We start from the raw sequence: 15,827 nt of genomic DNA, 5'->3' as shown, positions 1-15,827 counted from the left end.
TTTTCTGATTCTGTTTCCTGTTGCTGTTTCCTGTTCCTATTTCCTCTTCCTATTTCCCGCGCCTTGCGCGCCTGTGGATTAGGGTGCCTGCACCTCAGCCCTGGCCGCCGGCACGGCCTGTTGCGCCGCCGGCTTCGCTGGCCTGGCGGACATGCGCTGGTACAGCGCACCCAGCTCGCCGACGATGCCGCGGCGGAATGCCAGCACGCACAGGATGAAGATCAGGCCGGTCACGATCGTTACCGATTCGCCGAGTGAGTTGAACCACTCGATGCCGGTGAGCGAAGCCAGTCCATTGCCGATTTCTCCCAGCTTGTTTTCCAGCGCGATGATGACCACCGCGCCCACGATAGGGCCAGTCAGGGTGCCAAGTCCGCCGACCAGGGTCATCAGCACCACCAGGCCGGACATGGTCCAGTGGACGTCGGTCAGGGTCTCGAAACCAAGGACGGCAGTCTTGGTGGCACCGGCAAGCCCCGAAATCCCGGCCGACAACACGAAGGCCAGCAGCTTGTACCTGTTGACGTCGTAGCCGAGCGATATTGCGCGTGGCTCGTTCTCCTTGATCGCCTTGAGCACCTGCCCGAAGGGCGAGTGGATGGTGCGCATGATCAGCGCAAAGCCGGCGACAAAAATGCCGAGGACGACGTAGTACAGCGTGCGGTCATCAGCGGTGCTCACCAGGCCCAGCAGCGGCGCGCGCGGCACGCCCTGCAATCCATCCTCGCCGCCGGTGAATGGCGCCTGCAGGCAGGCGAAGAACAGCATTTGCGCCAGCGCCAGCGTGATCATCGTGAAATAGATGCCCTGGCGGCGAATCGCCAGTGCGCCCATCAGCAGGCCGATCACAATGGCAACCAGCACCCCGGCCGCGAGGCCGAATTCAAGTGACAGGTTCCAGTACTTCAGCGCAAAGCCGGTCATGTAGCCGGCGCCGCCAAAGAAGGCGGCATGGCCAAATGACAGCAGCCCTGTGTAACCGATCAGCAGGTTGAAGGCGCACGCAAACAGCGCGAAGCAAAGCACCTTCATCAGGAATACCGGATAGACGAAGAACGGCAGGAAGATTGCCACCACGATGGCGGCAGCGTAGAAAGCGTTTTTTTTCATCTGGGTCTCCAATTACTTCTCTTTTCCGAACAGGCCTGCCGGGCGGATCAGCAGCACGATCGCCATGATGATGAACACCACAGTGGCCGACAGCTCCGGATAGAACACGCGGGTGAATCCTTCGATCACGCCAAGCACGAGTCCGGTGATGATCGATCCGGCGATGGATCCCATGCCGCCGATCACGACCACGGCGAACACGACGATGATCAGGTTCGAGCCCATCAATGGCGAGACCTGGATCACCGGCGCCGCCAGCACGCCGGCGAATGCGGCCAGCGCGGCCCCGAATCCATAGGTCAGCGTGACCATCAGCGGTACGTTGATGCCGAAGGCCTCGACCATCTTCGGGTTCTCGGTTCCGGCCCGCAGGTAGGCGCCGAGCTTGGTTTTCTCGATCACGAACCAGGTGCCGAAGCACACGGCCAGCGATGCCACCACCACCCACATGCGGTAGTTGGGAAGCATCATGAAGCCCATGCTGGTTGCACCGGTCAGCAGTTCCGGCACCGAATACGGCTGGCCGGAGACGCCGTAGACCGAGCGGAACAGGCCCTCCAGCATCAGGGTAAGGCCAAAGGTCAGCAACAGGCCGTAGAGGTGGTCGAGCTTGTACAGCCAGCGCAGCATCGACTTTTCAATGATGATGCCGAACAGCCCGACCAGCAGCGGCGCGACGAGCAGCATCACCCAGTAGTTCAGGTTGAAGTAGTAGGTGCCCATCCAGGCCAGGAATGCGCCCATCATGTACAAGGCGCCGTGCGCAAAGTTGATCACGTTCAGCAGGCCGAAGATGACCGCCAGTCCCAGCGAAAGGATCGCGTAGAACGAGCCATTGACCAGGCCCAGCAGCAACTGGCTCATCATCGCCGAAAGCGGAATTCCGAATAGTTCAATCATGTTGTGCTCTTTGTTTTTCGCCCTGCGTTGCGCGTCATACGCCCAGCAGTTCGTTGAGGACGGGCATTTTTTCCTGCAGTTCGGATGCCTTGAAATGCTCGACGATCTGACCGTGTTCCATCACATAGAAACGGTCTGCCAGCGGTGCGGCGAAGCGGAAGTTCTGTTCGACCATGATGATGGTGTAGCCCGAGGCCTTGAGCGTCTTGATCATCCGGGCCAGCGCCTGCACGATCACTGGCGCCAGGCCTTCGGAGATTTCGTCCAGCAGCAACAGGCGCGCGCCGGTGCGCAGGATGCGAGCCACCGCCAGCATTTGCTGCTCGCCGCCGGACAGTCGCGTTCCCTGGCTGCCGCGGCGTTCCTTAAGGTTGGGGAACATGTCGTAGATCTCGTCGATCGACATGCCCTTCTCGGTGGTGGACACCAGGGGTGGCAGCAGCAGGTTTTCCTCGGCCGACAGCGACGAGAAGATCGCGCGCTCCTCTGGGCAATAACCGACGCCCAGGTGCGCCACCTTGTGGGTTGGCAGGCCGATCGACTCCACGCCATTGATCTTGATCGATCCCTTGCGCACGCCGGTCAGCCCCATGATTGCCCGCATTGTGGTGGTGCGGCCGGCGCCGTTGCGGCCCAGCAGGGTCACCACTTCGCCACGGTTCACTTCCAGGTTGACGTCATGCAGGATGTGGGACTCGCCATACCATGCGTGCAGGCCCGATATCTCCAGTGCACGGGCGCTCATGCGTGTGCTCCTTCAAGTGCGCCGCTGGTGGTTCCCATATAGGCTTCCATTACCTCCGCATTGCCAGAAATCTCATCGTAGGTGCCCTCCGCCAGCAAGGCGCCGCGCTGCAGCACCGAGATCCGGTCGCAGATGCCAGCCACCACGCTCATGTTGTGTTCAACCATCAGGATTGTGCGTCCGGCAGACACTTTTTTGATCAATTCTGTCACCCGGTGGACATCTTCATGCCCCATGCCCTGTGTTGGTTCGTCGAGCAGCATCAGTTCAGGATCCATTGCCAGCGTGGTGGCGATTTCCAGCGCACGCTTGCGGCCGTAGGGCAGGTCGACCGTGACGGAATCGGCGAATCCGGCCAGGCCGACCTCATCCAGCAGCGCCATCGCCCGGTCATTCAGCGACAGCAGGCTGCGCTCGCTTTTCCAGAAATGGAAGGAGGTGCCGAGCGAACGCTGCAGTCCGACCCGCACGTTCTCGAGGACAGTGAGGTGAGGGAATACCGCCGAGATCTGGAATGAACGCACCACGCCATGGCGCACGATTTCGGCAGACGACAGGCGTGTGATGTCCACCCCGTTGAAGCTGATCGTGCCGTACGTCGGGCTGAGGAACTTCGTCAGCAAATTGAAGCACGTCGTCTTGCCGGCGCCATTTGGTCCGATAAGGGCATGGATATGCCCGCGTTCGACTTGCAGGTTGACCTCGCTGACGGCAGTGAAACCCTTGAATTCCTTCGTCAGGCCCTTCGTCTCGAGGATGACATCAGCCATTACCCCTCCTCCCTGAAATTATATTTGTGTTCTTTCCGCTAGAACAGTTAGTTACTTGCATAAATAGATTAATAGATGTTGTATTTGCTTGTCAAATTTTTGACGAATATAGAGCTATGCCAATAAAAAATTGGACCGATTTTGGCTTTTATCTTTTGGCAGGGATTGAAATAGTCTCTTGTCTAAAAAAACTATCCCTGCTTGAAAAATAGCGGGCAGGTGCAACCGGGAACCGGGCTTTTCCTGTCTCAGTCCGGATCCACAAACCGCATCATGCTGGGCGGGTACCGCACACCGGATACTGCGTTCACCGCAAACAGCGCATCGAGACGGTCCATCATTTCCGGTGTCAGTTCGATCGCCGTCGCCTGTTCATTTTCCCGGATCGCTTCGAGTCGCAAGGTGCCGATCAGCGGAACAATGTCTTCGTTTTTATGCAGGATCCATGCCAGCGCCAGTTGCGCCGGCGTGATTCCGCGGGTTTGCGCCAGGCTGGCGAGTTGCTGCACCAGATTCATGTTGTGCTCGTAGTTCTCGCCCTGGTAACGCGGATCCAGGCGCCGGTAATCCGATTTGGGCAAATCGGCCGCTGCCTTCTGCGCGCCGCCAATCAGCCCGCGACCAAGCGGCGAAAAAGGCATCAGGCCTATCCCCAGTTCCCTGATGGTGGGGATGACTCTTTCCTCGACGCCGCGCTCCAGCAGCGAGTACTCGCTCTGGACTGCGGAAATCGGATGTATCGCGTGAGCCCGGCGGATGTTGGCGGCGCTTGCCTCGGAAAGTCCCAGGTAGCGGACCTTGCCCTGTGCCACCAGCCGGCCCATTTCACCCACCGTCTCCTCGATCGGCACGGCGGGATCGACCCGATGCTGGAACAGGATGTCGATGTGATCGGTTTTCAGGCGCATCAGGCTGGCTTCGACCGACTCCCTGATGGTCTCGGGCCGGCTGTCGGTGCGGTCGATCCGACCGTTCTCCAGCACCAGACCGAACTTGGTCGACAGCAGTACCTGGTCGCGCTTGCCCTGCAGGATGCTGCCCAGCAGTTCCTCGTTGGCCATGCCGCCGTAGATGGGGGCAGTGTCGAACAAGGTATAGCCGAGGTCGATTGCCGCATGAATCAGGTGTTCTGCTTGCGGCCGGCCAGCCGTTGCCCCGTAGGCGCCGGTCAGGCTCATGCAGCCGTATCCGAGCGCCGATACCTTCAGCCCCTGGCTGCCGAGTGTCCTGGTTTTCATTTTTTTCCTTCCGGATCAGATTGCAGATGAAGGGCTTGCCCTCGATTCATGTCATGACTCGCCGTGCTCCGGGCAGTTTTTCAGAGTGGCGTCAAAGCTGTGTGGCGAGTCTAGTTATGAAATTTAACAAAGTAAAGCGCGGAGGCAGAGCATGCGCTATGGCCCGGTGAAGAATTTTCCAATCGATGGCAAGGGTTGCCAACCGGTTTATGCCTGTGTATAGTTTAGTTATGCAAGGAACGAAGGCCGATGCTGGTAGCAAGGCCGATCCCAATAAAAAATCTGGCTGGAGAAGCAATTGCAGACTTTCGAATTTCAATCCCCCCGCTCATCCCTGGTCGGCCCCGGAACTTCTGCCCGGCTGGGTGAGTTGGCCAAGCGGCTGGGCTGCCGTTCGGTACTGGTGGTCACTGATCGCGGCGTGCTGAATGCCGGGCTGCTCGCCGCTGGCATGGCCAGCCTGGCTGCCGAAGACATCGCCGTCTCGGTGTTTTCCGGCGTCGAGGCCGATCCGGCTGAAGCAATTGTCCTGTCGGCTGCTGAAGCCGCGCTGGCCTGCAAGGCGGACGGCGTGATCGGCATCGGCGGCGGCAGTTCGCTGGACGTGGCCAAGCTGGTCGCGCTGCTGGCAGCGGGTAACGAGAAGCTGGCGGACATCTACGGAATCGGCAATGCCAAGGGACCGCGCCTGCCGCTGATCCTGGTGCCCACCACGGCCGGCACCGGCTCGGAAGTGACTGCGATTTCCATCATTACCACCGGCGAGGGCGAGAAGAAGGGTGTGGTAACCCCAGTCATCGTGCCCGACTGGGCAGTACTGGATGCCGAACTGACGCTCGGACTGCCACCGCATGTGACGGCGGCCACCGGCATCGACGCCATGGTGCATGCGATTGAAGCCTATACCAGCAAACGGCTGAAAAATCCGGTGTCGGACTGCCTGGCGCGGGAAGCGCTCTCGCTGTTGAGCCGCAATATCCACGAGGCCTGCCGCAATGGCGCCAATGCCGAAGCGCGCCAGGCGATGTTGCTGGGTGCGATGCTGGCCGGAATGTCGTTTGCCAATTCGCCCGTGGCCGCGGTGCATGCGCTGGCCTATCCGGTCGGCGCACGCTTCCATGTTCCGCATGGCCTGTCCAATTCGCTGGTGCTGCCTGAGGTGCTGCGCTTCAATCATTCCTCAAGCTACGAGCTGTATGCCGAGCTGGCGACGATCATCATCCCGGACGCCACGGGATCGGCGCAGGAGCGTTCGCAGCAACTGGTGGAGTACCTGTCCGGCCTGCCGGCCGAACTGGGCCTGCCGACCCGCTTGTCCGAGGTCGGCATCAAGGAATCGGACCTGGTCATGCTGGCAACCGACGCCATGAAGCAGACCCGGCTGCTGGTCAACAATCCGCGTGAAGTCAGCTACGACGACGCGCTCGCGATCTACGCCGCATCGCTATGAGCACCAGGACGCCGCCGGCCACGCGCGCCGCTTATTTCCATTTCTGCGAGATCGCAACGCGCTGGATGGACAACGACATGTATGGCCACGTCAACAACGTCGTCTACTACTCGTACTTCGACACGGCGGTGAACCAGTACCTGATCGCGCAGGGCGTGCTGGACCCGGTAAATGCCAAGGTCATCGGCCTGGTGGTCGAGACCCAATGCCGCTACCACAGCTCGCTGGCCTTCCCGGACGTGGTCAGGGTCGGCGTGCGGGTCGGCCATGTCGGCACCAGCAGCGTGCGCTATGAGCTGGGCGTGTTCCGCAATGACGACGATGTCGCGTGCGCGGAAGGGCATTTCGTCCACGTCTATGTCGATCGCGACACCAACCGGCCGGTACGCCTGCCGGATGATTTCCGCAATGCGCTGGAGCCGTTACGGGCCCAAGTATGAAAAAAAACGGTTCAAGGACATTGGAGAAATGATGGAACATGTTGCCACCACCGGCGCTGCCGGCACTGAAGACATCGTGGTCACGCTGGTCGACGTCGCCGAGGAGCCCGGATGGGACCTTGCTGACGCGCCCGCCAGCCCGGCAGCAGCAGCCGCGGCAGCATCGAAGCACGCGGCAGCATCGAAGCATAAGGCAGCGGTGGTTACCATCAACCGTCCGAAGATGCGCAATTGCGTCTCGCTGGCCATGTGGAAAGACCTGGGCCGGATATTCACCGAACTGGGCAAGGATCCCCAGGTGCGCGCCATCATCCTGACCGGCGCCGGCGGACATTTCTGCGCAGGCGCTGACATCTCCGAATTCGCCAAGGTCCGCGCCACTGTCGAGCAAGGCATCGAGTACGAAGTGGCCGTCGACGATTGCTGCGATGCCATCGCCAACACGCCCAAGCCGACCATCGCCGTCGTCAACGGTTTCTGCATGGGCGGCGGCTGTCACCTGGCCATGTCCTGCGATTTCCGGTTTGCCGCGACCGACGCCCAATTCGGCATTCCTGCTGCCCGGCTCTCCATTGTGTACGGCGTGCGGGGCACCCAGCGCTTGTTGTCGCTGGTGGGCATTTCGAATGCGAAGCGCATCTTGTATTCGGCCATGAAGTTCGGGTCCGCGGAGGCCCTGCGCATGGGCTTCCTTGACCGCATGTCGGCCGACCCGCTGCGCACGGCCCGGTCGTTTGCCGCGGTCATGGCGGACAACGCGCCGCTCACGATCGCCGGCACCAAGGTCCTGCTGAACGGTCTCTCGATGGGCATGGGCGTGCTGGACGACGATCAGGTCAACGCGGTCGTGGAGCGGGCGGTGGGCAGCGAGGACTATCGCGACGCGCGCCAGGCCTTCGTTGAAAAGCGGCAGCCGGCATTCCTTGGAAAGTAAATAAAAACGTGAAGCCTTCACAGTTCAATTATGTTCGTCCGACGACGCTGGACGAGGCCATCGCCGCGCTGGCGGCAGCGAACGGCGACGGCAAGATCATGGCCGGCGGCCAGAGCCTGATGCCGATGATGAATTTCCGGCTGCTCAGCCCGTCCTTGCTGATCGATATCAACCGCATCAAGGAACTCGACTTTCTCGAAGAGCATGAGGGCGGCCTGCGCATAGGCGCGCTGACCCGGCATCACACGCTGGAGACATCAGCCACCGTCAATCGCCTGTTCCCTGTATTGACCGAGACGATGGCGCATGTCGCCCACCTCGCGATCCGCAACCGCGGCACGATAGGCGGCAGCATTACGCATGCCGACCCGGCGGCCGAACTGCCGCTGATGATGCTGTTGCTCGAGGCGCGCATCACGGCGGTCTCGCCGCGCGGAAAGCGCGTGATCGAGGCGCCCGATTTCTTCGTCGCCGCGCTCACTTCCGATGTGCAGGAAGACGAGATCGTGACCGAAATAACGCTGCCCGCGCTGCCCGCGGGCGCCGGATCGGCATTCGAGGAAGTGGCGCGGCGCTCCGGCGATTTCGCGCTGGCTGCGGTCGGTGTCGTGCTGACGGTGGAGCAGGGACGTGCCACCCATGTGCGGATCGGCGTCATGGGCGTGGGCGACACGCCGATGCGCCTGCACGATGCCGAAGCCGTGCTGATGGGGCAGGCTTGCGACGAGCAGACGCTGGATGCCGTGGTGGCTGCGGTGCGGGCGGCCGTGCAACCGGACGGCGACCTGCATGCATCGGGGGATTACCGGCGGCACTTGGTGGGAGTACTTGCCCGCCGCGTCGTCAAGACAGCCTGGAGCAGGGCTGAAGGCCAGGTCTAAAGGAAATCGGAATGAGCGAACAACAGTTTGAACATGTGAAGGTGAGCGTCGTCGTCAACGGCGTCAAATATGAAGAATTGGTGGAGCCGCGCCTGCTGCTGGCCGATTTTCTCCGGCACACGCTGGGGCTGACCGGCACCCACGTGGGCTGCGAGCACGGCGTCTGCGGCGCCTGCACCATCATGGTCGATGGCAGCAGCATGCGTTCCTGCCTGATGCTGGCGGCGCAGGCCGACGGCTGCGAGATCCAGACGGTTGAAGGACTGGGAACGGTGGACAACATGAATCCGCTGCAGCAGGCCTTCCATGAATGCCATGCCTTGCAATGCGGATTCTGCACGCCGGGCATGCTGATGACTTGCACCGACATGCTGCAGAAATATCCGCTGGCCACCGACGAAGAGATCCGCGAAGGCCTGTCCGGCAATCTTTGCCGTTGCACTGGCTATGTCCATATCGTCGAAGCCGTGCGCCGCGTGCGCGATGGCGCAGGGGAGCTTGCGAAATGAAGATGCACGTACTGTCCGGCGGCCGCCTGCGCATGAGGAAGAGCGTCTATATTCCCGACGCCGACCGCCAGGAAACGATAGAACTGCCGGTGTCGTGCTACTTGCTGCGGCATCCGCAGGGGAATGTGCTGTTCGACACCGGATGCCATCCATCGACCATCGATCATGCGGAAGAGCGCTGGGGTCCGATGGCGCGCGCAATGGTGCCGATTTCCAGGCCGGGCGACAACGTCATCGACCAGCTGAAAGTGGCCGGACTGGTGCCGGATGACATCGACGTCGTGGTCAACTCGCATTTTCATTCCGACCATTGCGGCTGCAATGAATTTTTCCGCAAGGCGACGGTGATCTGCCATGCGAAGGAACTGGAGGCCGCGAGCGCGGCCGATGCCGACAAGATCGGCTATCTGCCAGTTGACTGGAAGCAGCCGATGCCGGTCGAAACCATCGATGGCCAGCGCGACCTGTTCAATGACGGCAGGATCGTGCTGCTGCCAGTGCCGGGCCATACGGTCGGCATGACGGCCGCCATGGTGGCGCTGGACAAGTCCGGCTCCTTCCTGCTTGCATCCGATTCGGTTGCCTTGCGCGCCAATCTGGAGCGCGACCTGAATCCGCGCAACACCTGGAATGCCGAGCAATCCTCGAAATCGATGGAAGAGATTCGCCGCATCGAAGCCGCCGGCACGACCATTGTCTACGGACACGATGACGAGCAGTGGAAGTCGCTGAAGACCGGCGCTGAGTTCTATGACTGAGAAGACCGTGCCGCAAGGAGATTCAAGCATCATGGATGCACCACAGAGCATCGCGCAGAAGATCGCGGCGGAGATCGGCAAGGACGGCGCGCAGGACCTTGAGCCGGCAGCCAGGCCCAAGCTCGTCGGACAGCGAGTAAAACGCACCGAAGACCCGCGCCTGCTGACCGGTCACGGGTCCTATGTGGATGACATCCCGGTCAAGGGCCAGTTGCACATCGCTTTCCGCCGCAGCGACCAGGCGCATGCGCTGATCAAGTCGATCGACCGTGACGCGGCAGCGGCAATGCCGGGCGTGATCGGGGTGTTCACGGCGGAAGACCTGGAAAGCATGGTGAAGCCGATCTTCGCAACTTCGCGCATGCCTGATTACCATCCGACCGCAATCTATCCGCTGGCGCGCGGCAAGGTGCGCTTTGTCGGCGAGGCCGTGGTGGCCGTGGTGGCGAAAAGCCGCTACCTGGCCGAAGACGCGGTCGAACAGATTTCGATTGACTATGATTTCCTGCCCAGCCTGGTGGATCCGGAGGCTGCAGCCGAACCCGGCGCGCCCTTGTTGCACGAAGAAGTGGGCACCAATGTCCTGCTCAAGCGCGAGTTCCGCCGTGGCGACATCGATGCCGTGATGGCCGATGCGCCGATTCGCGTCGGCACCCGCTTCCGTTCCCATCGCAAGACCGCGTTGGCAATGGAAAACCGGGTGTACATGGCGGCCTATGACCAGGGGCGGCGTTCGCTGACCCTGCACACGTCGAGCGGCAGTCCCGGCATCGTGCGCGATGCGCTGGTCAAGATACTGGACTTGCCGGGCAACCGCATCCGCGTGGTGGCGCCGGACGTCGGCGGCAGTTTCGGCAGCAAGGGTTCGCTGTACCCGGAGGAAATCCTGGTGTGCGCACTGGCTCGCCATCTCGGCCGGCCGGTGAAATGGACCGGCGACCGGCTGGAGGACCTGGCTTCCACCAGCCAGGCCTTCGATGAAACCATCGATGCAGAACTGGCGCTGGATGAGGACGGCCACATTCTTGGCCTGCGCGCCGATGTCGTCGGCGACGTCGGCGCTTACTCGATCTACCCCTGGACCGCCGGTCTCGAGACAGTACAGGTCATCAGTTTCATGCCCGGTCCCTATCGTGTTCCGGTCTATCACGGCAGGGTGCGTGCGGTGAGTACCTGCAAGGCGCCCACCGGCCCTTACCGTGGCGTCGGGCGCCCGTCATCCACGTTCGTGATGGAGCGCCTGGTCGACATGGCGGCGCACCGCCTGGGACTGGATCCGAAAGAAATCCGCAAGCGCAACCTGATCAAGCCGGAAGAATTTCCGTACAAGACCGCTCCCGGCATCGTGTGGGACCGCTCAGGCTTCCAGGAAGGCCTGCAGCAAGCCTGCGAAGCGATTGACTACGAGGGTTTGCGCCGCAAGCAGCAGGAGGCGCGCGCGCAGGGACGCTGGATGGGCATCGGCTTCTCCACCTATGCGGAACTGTCGGGCATCGGCTCACGCATTTCGGCCTCGCCCGGCATGCCGATCAATACCGGCACCGAGATCGCGACCATCAAGATCGACCCGAGCGGCGCGGTCATGGCGTATTTCGGCATCGCTTCGCACGGACAGGGACTGGAAACCACGCTGGCACAGGTGGTGGCGGACGAGCTCGGCGCGAACCTGGAAGACATTCGCGTGGTGCAAGGCGACACCGAGGTGGTCTCGCACAGCACCGGAACCTATGCCAGCCGCAGCGCGGTGCTGGCTGGCGGCGCCGGTACGCTGGCCGCGCGCGGGCTCAAGGAAAAGCTGATACGGGTGGCGTCGCATCTGCTCGGCAGCGACGTGTCGTATATCGACATTGCGGGTGGCGTTGCCACCGCGCGCGACTCCGGCAAGACCATCACCATCGCGCAGATTGCCGACGTCGTCTACTCGCAGATGGGCAAGTTGCCGCCGGATGCGCACGAAGTGCTGGAAGAAACCAGGTCCTATGACCCGGTGTGGGGAACCACCAGTTCCTCGACCCACATCGCAGTGGTCGATATCGATCCCGAAACCTACATGATCCGGGTCAAGGATTATGTGGTGGCGGATGACTGCGGACGCATGATCAATCCGCTGATCGTCGCCGGCCAGGCGCAGGGCGCAGTGGCGCAGGGCATCGGTGCTGCGCTGCTGGAGGAAGTCGTGTACGACGAGGGCGGCCAGATACTGACTGCCAGCCTGGTCGACTATGTGGCGCCGAGCGCGCCGGAGGTGCCCGACATCCGGATGGTGCACGTCCAATGCGGCGCGCCGGCGACCATCGGCGGATTCCGCGGCATGGGCGAGGGCGGCACGATAGGCGCGCCGGCAGCGGTGGCCAACGCGATCTCGGATGCGTTGCAGCCGCTCGGCATTGAGATTACCGAGTTGCCGGTTACGCCGGAGCGCCTGTTCCGCCTGATCAGCGAGGCCAGGGCGCAGTAACCAGAAATTCGGAAAAAAATCCAGAATCAATCAAAAGACAATCAACGAACAATCCATGAAAAGGGGATGTAAATGAAGACGGACATGAGCGGAAAAGTAGCCCTGGTAACCGGCGCAGGCCGCGATGTGGGACGTGAAATCTCGCTGGCGCTGGCCGCCAATGGCGCCACGGTGGCAGTCAACTACAACCGCTCCGCAGCGGAAGCAGAGGCGGTGGTCGAGGAAATCAAGAAGGCCGGCGGCAACGCACGCGCCTACCAGGCCAATGTCGGCAGCTACGAAGAAGTGCAGAAAATGGTGGCGGCCATCGTGGCCGACTTCGGTCGGATCGACATCCTGGTCAACAACGCCGGCGTCGTGATCGGCGAACGCTTCGTCAGCAGCAAGCCGGAGAACTGGGCCAAGCAGATCGACGTCGACCTGTACGGCACCATCCATACCTGCCACGCTGTCGCGCCCCACATGATCAAGCAGAACGGCGGCCGCATCATCACGCTGGCAGGCGACTCCTCGCGCGTTGGCGAGAACGGCATTGCGATCGCAGCCGCGGCACGCGCTGGCGGCATCGCGTTGAGCAAGTCGCTGGCCAAGGAACTGGGCCGGGCCAACATCACGGTCAACTGCGTTTCGCTGGGCCTGATCGAAACCGCCCACTCGGATGCGGAATTCCTGGCTGCCAACCGCGAAAAAATCCTGCGCAACTACGCGATCCGCCGCCTCGGCGCGCCGTCGGACGTGGCGCCCACCGTTGCCTTCCTGGCCTCCGACGAAGCGGCCTGGATCACCGGCCAGGTGCTGAGCGTCAACGGCGGCTTCTGCATGGTTTGACGATGGTTGGCCCTGCCTGCAAGCAGGGCCTGGAAAAAGAACAGGAGGAGACATCCATGATTCGGACAGAATTGATCAAGCCGGTAGCGACGCTGATCCGGCAGCACGCGCAAGCCCGCCCCGCCAAAGTTGCCTATCGCGACAGCCGCACTGCCGTCACCTACGGGCAACTGGACAGCGCCACTGCCAATCTCGCCGGCCATTTGCAGGACGCCGGAATCGGCGCCGGCGACAGCGTCGCGATCTTCCTGCCCAATTCGGTCGAGTGGGTGGAAAGCTGCTTCGCCATTGTCCGCGCCGGCGCGGTGGCAGTGCCGATCAGCGTCGACGCCACCGAGCCCGAGGCGATGTACCGCATCGAAGACGCGGCGTGCAAGGCGATCGTCACCACCGCGGCCCGCGCCGGACTGGCTGCGGCCATGATGGCGCGCCATCCGGACCTGCGCACCTTGATCGTGGTCGGCGACAGCGATGGCCAGGCCGGCGGATTGCGCTATTCGACCTTGCGCGAACAGCCGCCGCGCTCGCTGCCGCGCGATCCCGACAGCATCGACGAGCCATCCTTCATCATCTACACCTCGGGCACCACCGGCCGCGCCAAGGGCGTGCTGCTGTCCCAGCGCAGCATGCTGTGGGTGACGGCGGCATGCTGGGCGCCGATTGCGGGACTGAATGAAAACGACCATGTACTGTCGCCGCTGCCGCTGTTCCACTCCTACGCACTGAACCTGTCGGTGCTGAGCATCCTCGCAGTCGGCGCGACCGAAACGATCATCGAGAAATTCTCGACCTCGGATGTGATGGCGCACCTGAAGTCCGGACAGTTCACGGTATTCCCCGGCGTTCCGACCATGTTCCACTACCTGCTGGAAGCGGCGCGCCTGGATCCGGACGCCCGGTTTCCCGGACTGCGGCTGTGCCTGTCCGCCGGCGCCATCATGCCGGGTCCGATCAACCAGGAATTCGAGCAGCGCTTCGGCGTGATGCTGCTGGACGGCTACGGCATCACCGAGACATCGACCATGGTGACGCTGAACTGGATGAGCGGCACCCGCGTGATGGGATCCTGCGGACTTGCGCTGCCAGGACTGTCGACGCGGATCATCGACCTGAATGGACAGGACGTGCCGCAGGGCGCCGAAGGCGAACTGATCGTGCGCGGACCCAATCTCATGTCCGGTTACCACAACAAGCCGGGGGAAACGGCCAGCGCGCTGCGCGAGGGCTGGTACTACACCGGCGACCTGGCACGCTGCGATCCGAACGGCTACCTGACCATTACCGGCCGGCTCAAGGAAATCATCATCCGCGGCGGCCAGAACATTGCGCCGTCCGAAGTGGAGGAAGCAGTGTCGGCATTCCCGGCCGTGCTCGACTGCGCGGTGGTCGGCGTGCCGCACCAGCACCTGGGCGAAGTGCCGGTCGTGTTCGTGGTGGCGCGTCCGTCGATGACGGTCGATCCCGAAGCATTGGTCCAGCACTGCCGCCAGCGCCTGTCAGCGTACAAGCTGCCGGACGCAGTCCATGTCGTCAGTGAAATTCCGCGCACTGGTTCCGGCAAGATCATCCGGTTCAGGCTCAAGGAATCGCTGGCGCAGGACTGAGCCCGTCTCCATCATCAACGAGTGAAACATCTCCAGGCCCTGAATACGATGCCCGAAGCACCAGCGATTGCCGAGTCCCAGCACCCGGTCAAATCCTTCCCCTCCATCAGCCGCTTCTGCTCGGTCGCTCGGACCCTGGAGATACTGCAGGATGCCTGGAGTTTCCTGGTGCTGCGGGAGTCGTTTTTCGGCGCCCGGCGATATGAGCAATTCCAGGCCTCGCTGGGCCTGCCGCGCACCACGCTGGCCAAGCGGCTCAATCACTTGACCGAGCTCGGCCTGCTGGTGAGGGAAAGCGTTTCAGCCGGCTCGCTCCGTTCTGCCTACCGCATGTCGGACGCTGGCCTGGACCTGTTCCAGACCATGATGGTGCTGCTGGCGTTTGGCGACAAATGGCTGCGTGGCGAGCAGCGCCCGCCGCTGCAACTGGTACACCGCAGTTGCGGCAAGGCCTGCTCGCCGCTCGTGGTGTGCTCCGCCTGCAAGGGTGAAATCGATCCGCACGACGTCACCTACCGCAACGGCCCCGGCGCCGGTTCGCATACGCACATGGCAGAGCGCAAGCGCTCGCGGCGCGCATCGGACCCGATGGTGCTGGAGCGTGGACGGCCCTGTTCGGTCGCGCGCACCCTGCAGATCATCGGCGACCGCTGGAGCTTCCTGGTGATACGCGAGATGTTTTTTGGCGTGCGGCGCTTCGACGAGTTCCAGGCCAACCTCGGCATCGCCAGCAACATCCTGACCGACCGTCTGCAGCGGCTGACCGAAGCCGGGGTAGTGGACCGGCGCGCCTACCGTGTGCGGCCCGAACGTTTTGAATACCGCTTCACGCCGAAAGGCCGGGACCTGTACGCGTCGATGATCGTGATGATGCATTGGGGCGACAAGTGGGTATCCGGCGGAAAGCCGCCGCTGATCCTGCGCCACCGCGTGTGTCAGAACGATTTTCATGCCGAGGTGGTTTGCAGCGAATGCCGTGAACCGCTGGAAGCCCATAACGTGAACTATTTCACCCGTTACACACTGGAGGGCGTGGTCGCGGTGCATGCACTGCCGCGGCCCGCATCCGACCTCGCGAACGGGGATGCGGGCGCCTGAACGCCAGGCAGCAGGATTGAAGTGCAGTTTGTTTTGCCAATGTAGTCAATAGTAAAGAGTAGCCACGAGCGATGTTTGAAAATATCCATTCACAGAACCCAAAC

15 protein-coding genes are annotated in these 15,827 nt (G+C 62.2%); 10 read left to right on the top strand and 5 right to left on the bottom strand.

Annotated features, from left to right (window positions below):
• Nucleotides 1-78: 78 nt before the first annotated feature.
• The 5 genes from FVE66_RS15265 to FVE66_RS15245 form a co-directional block, all read right to left on the bottom strand.
• On the bottom strand, nucleotides 79-1,110 hold the full coding sequence (locus FVE66_RS15265) for a branched-chain amino acid ABC transporter permease (protein WP_151448310.1): 1,032 nt from the start codon (nucleotides 1,108-1,110) through the stop codon (nucleotides 79-81).
• A gap of 12 nt (nucleotides 1,111-1,122) precedes the next feature.
• On the bottom strand, nucleotides 1,123-2,007 hold the full coding sequence (locus FVE66_RS15260) for a branched-chain amino acid ABC transporter permease (protein WP_151448522.1): 885 nt from the start codon (nucleotides 2,005-2,007) through the stop codon (nucleotides 1,123-1,125).
• A 37-nt stretch (nucleotides 2,008-2,044) separates the two neighbouring features.
• Complete coding sequence (locus tag FVE66_RS15255) at nucleotides 2,045-2,755, bottom strand: ABC transporter ATP-binding protein (protein ID WP_151448309.1); 711 nt, start codon at nucleotides 2,753-2,755, stop codon at nucleotides 2,045-2,047.
• Complete coding sequence (locus FVE66_RS15250) at nucleotides 2,752-3,525, bottom strand: ABC transporter ATP-binding protein (protein ID WP_151448308.1); 774 nt, start codon at nucleotides 3,523-3,525, stop codon at nucleotides 2,752-2,754. The genes FVE66_RS15255 and FVE66_RS15250 overlap by 4 nt, the downstream gene beginning before the upstream one ends.
• Before the next feature lie 248 nt (nucleotides 3,526-3,773).
• Nucleotides 3,774-4,763, bottom strand: coding sequence for an aldo/keto reductase (locus FVE66_RS15245; RefSeq protein WP_151448307.1), 990 nt, complete (start codon nucleotides 4,761-4,763; stop codon nucleotides 3,774-3,776).
• Nucleotides 4,764-5,061: 298 nt separating this feature from the next.
• Between FVE66_RS15245 and FVE66_RS15240 the strand changes: the two genes are divergently transcribed.
• From FVE66_RS15240 to FVE66_RS15195, 10 genes are all read left to right on the top strand, one after another.
• Nucleotides 5,062-6,213, top strand: a complete 1,152-nt coding sequence (locus tag FVE66_RS15240) for an iron-containing alcohol dehydrogenase (RefSeq protein WP_151448306.1) — start codon at nucleotides 5,062-5,064, stop codon at nucleotides 6,211-6,213.
• Nucleotides 6,210-6,653, top strand: coding sequence for an acyl-CoA thioesterase (locus FVE66_RS15235; RefSeq protein ID WP_151448305.1), 444 nt, complete (start codon nucleotides 6,210-6,212; stop codon nucleotides 6,651-6,653). The genes FVE66_RS15240 and FVE66_RS15235 overlap by 4 nt, the downstream gene beginning before the upstream one ends.
• A 28-nt stretch (nucleotides 6,654-6,681) precedes the next feature.
• Nucleotides 6,682-7,587: an enoyl-CoA hydratase-related protein gene (locus tag FVE66_RS15230; protein WP_206668773.1), complete on the top strand. Its 906-nt coding sequence runs from the start codon at nucleotides 6,682-6,684 to the stop codon at nucleotides 7,585-7,587.
• A gap of 8 nt (nucleotides 7,588-7,595) precedes the next feature.
• Complete coding sequence (locus FVE66_RS15225; RefSeq protein WP_151448304.1) at nucleotides 7,596-8,468, top strand: FAD binding domain-containing protein; 873 nt, start codon at nucleotides 7,596-7,598, stop codon at nucleotides 8,466-8,468.
• A gap of 11 nt (nucleotides 8,469-8,479) precedes the next feature.
• The gene (locus tag FVE66_RS15220) at nucleotides 8,480-8,977 is read left to right on the top strand and encodes a (2Fe-2S)-binding protein (RefSeq protein WP_151448303.1); all 498 of its coding nucleotides are present in this window, start codon (nucleotides 8,480-8,482) and stop codon (nucleotides 8,975-8,977) included.
• Nucleotides 8,974-9,735, top strand: coding sequence for an N-acyl homoserine lactonase family protein (locus FVE66_RS15215; protein WP_151448302.1), 762 nt, complete (start codon nucleotides 8,974-8,976; stop codon nucleotides 9,733-9,735). Before FVE66_RS15220 ends, FVE66_RS15215 begins: the two co-directional genes overlap by 4 nt.
• A gap of 31 nt (nucleotides 9,736-9,766) precedes the next feature.
• Entirely contained in the window at nucleotides 9,767-12,193 is a 2,427-nt protein-coding gene (locus tag FVE66_RS15210) for a xanthine dehydrogenase family protein molybdopterin-binding subunit (protein WP_151448301.1), read from the top strand.
• Between the two features lie 84 nt (nucleotides 12,194-12,277).
• Nucleotides 12,278-13,021, top strand: coding sequence for an SDR family oxidoreductase (locus FVE66_RS15205; protein WP_241673240.1), 744 nt, complete (start codon nucleotides 12,278-12,280; stop codon nucleotides 13,019-13,021).
• Between the two features lie 56 nt (nucleotides 13,022-13,077).
• Nucleotides 13,078-14,625 carry a class I adenylate-forming enzyme family protein gene (locus tag FVE66_RS15200; RefSeq protein ID WP_151448299.1) on the top strand — a complete coding sequence of 516 codons (1,548 nt, stop codon included), beginning with the start codon at nucleotides 13,078-13,080 and terminating at the stop codon, nucleotides 14,623-14,625.
• Nucleotides 14,626-14,673: 48 nt separating this feature from the next.
• Nucleotides 14,674-15,723: a winged helix-turn-helix transcriptional regulator gene (locus tag FVE66_RS15195; RefSeq protein WP_151448298.1), complete on the top strand. Its 1,050-nt coding sequence runs from the start codon at nucleotides 14,674-14,676 to the stop codon at nucleotides 15,721-15,723.
• Nucleotides 15,724-15,827 lie beyond the last annotated feature (104 nt).

It is taken from the genome of Lacisediminimonas profundi (assembly GCF_008831265.1).
GTDB lineage: Bacteria > Pseudomonadota > Gammaproteobacteria > Burkholderiales > Burkholderiaceae_D > Lacisediminimonas > Lacisediminimonas profundi.
Note: the sequence above shows the minus strand (reverse complement) of the source record. Positions and strands in the feature narration are given on the sequence as shown.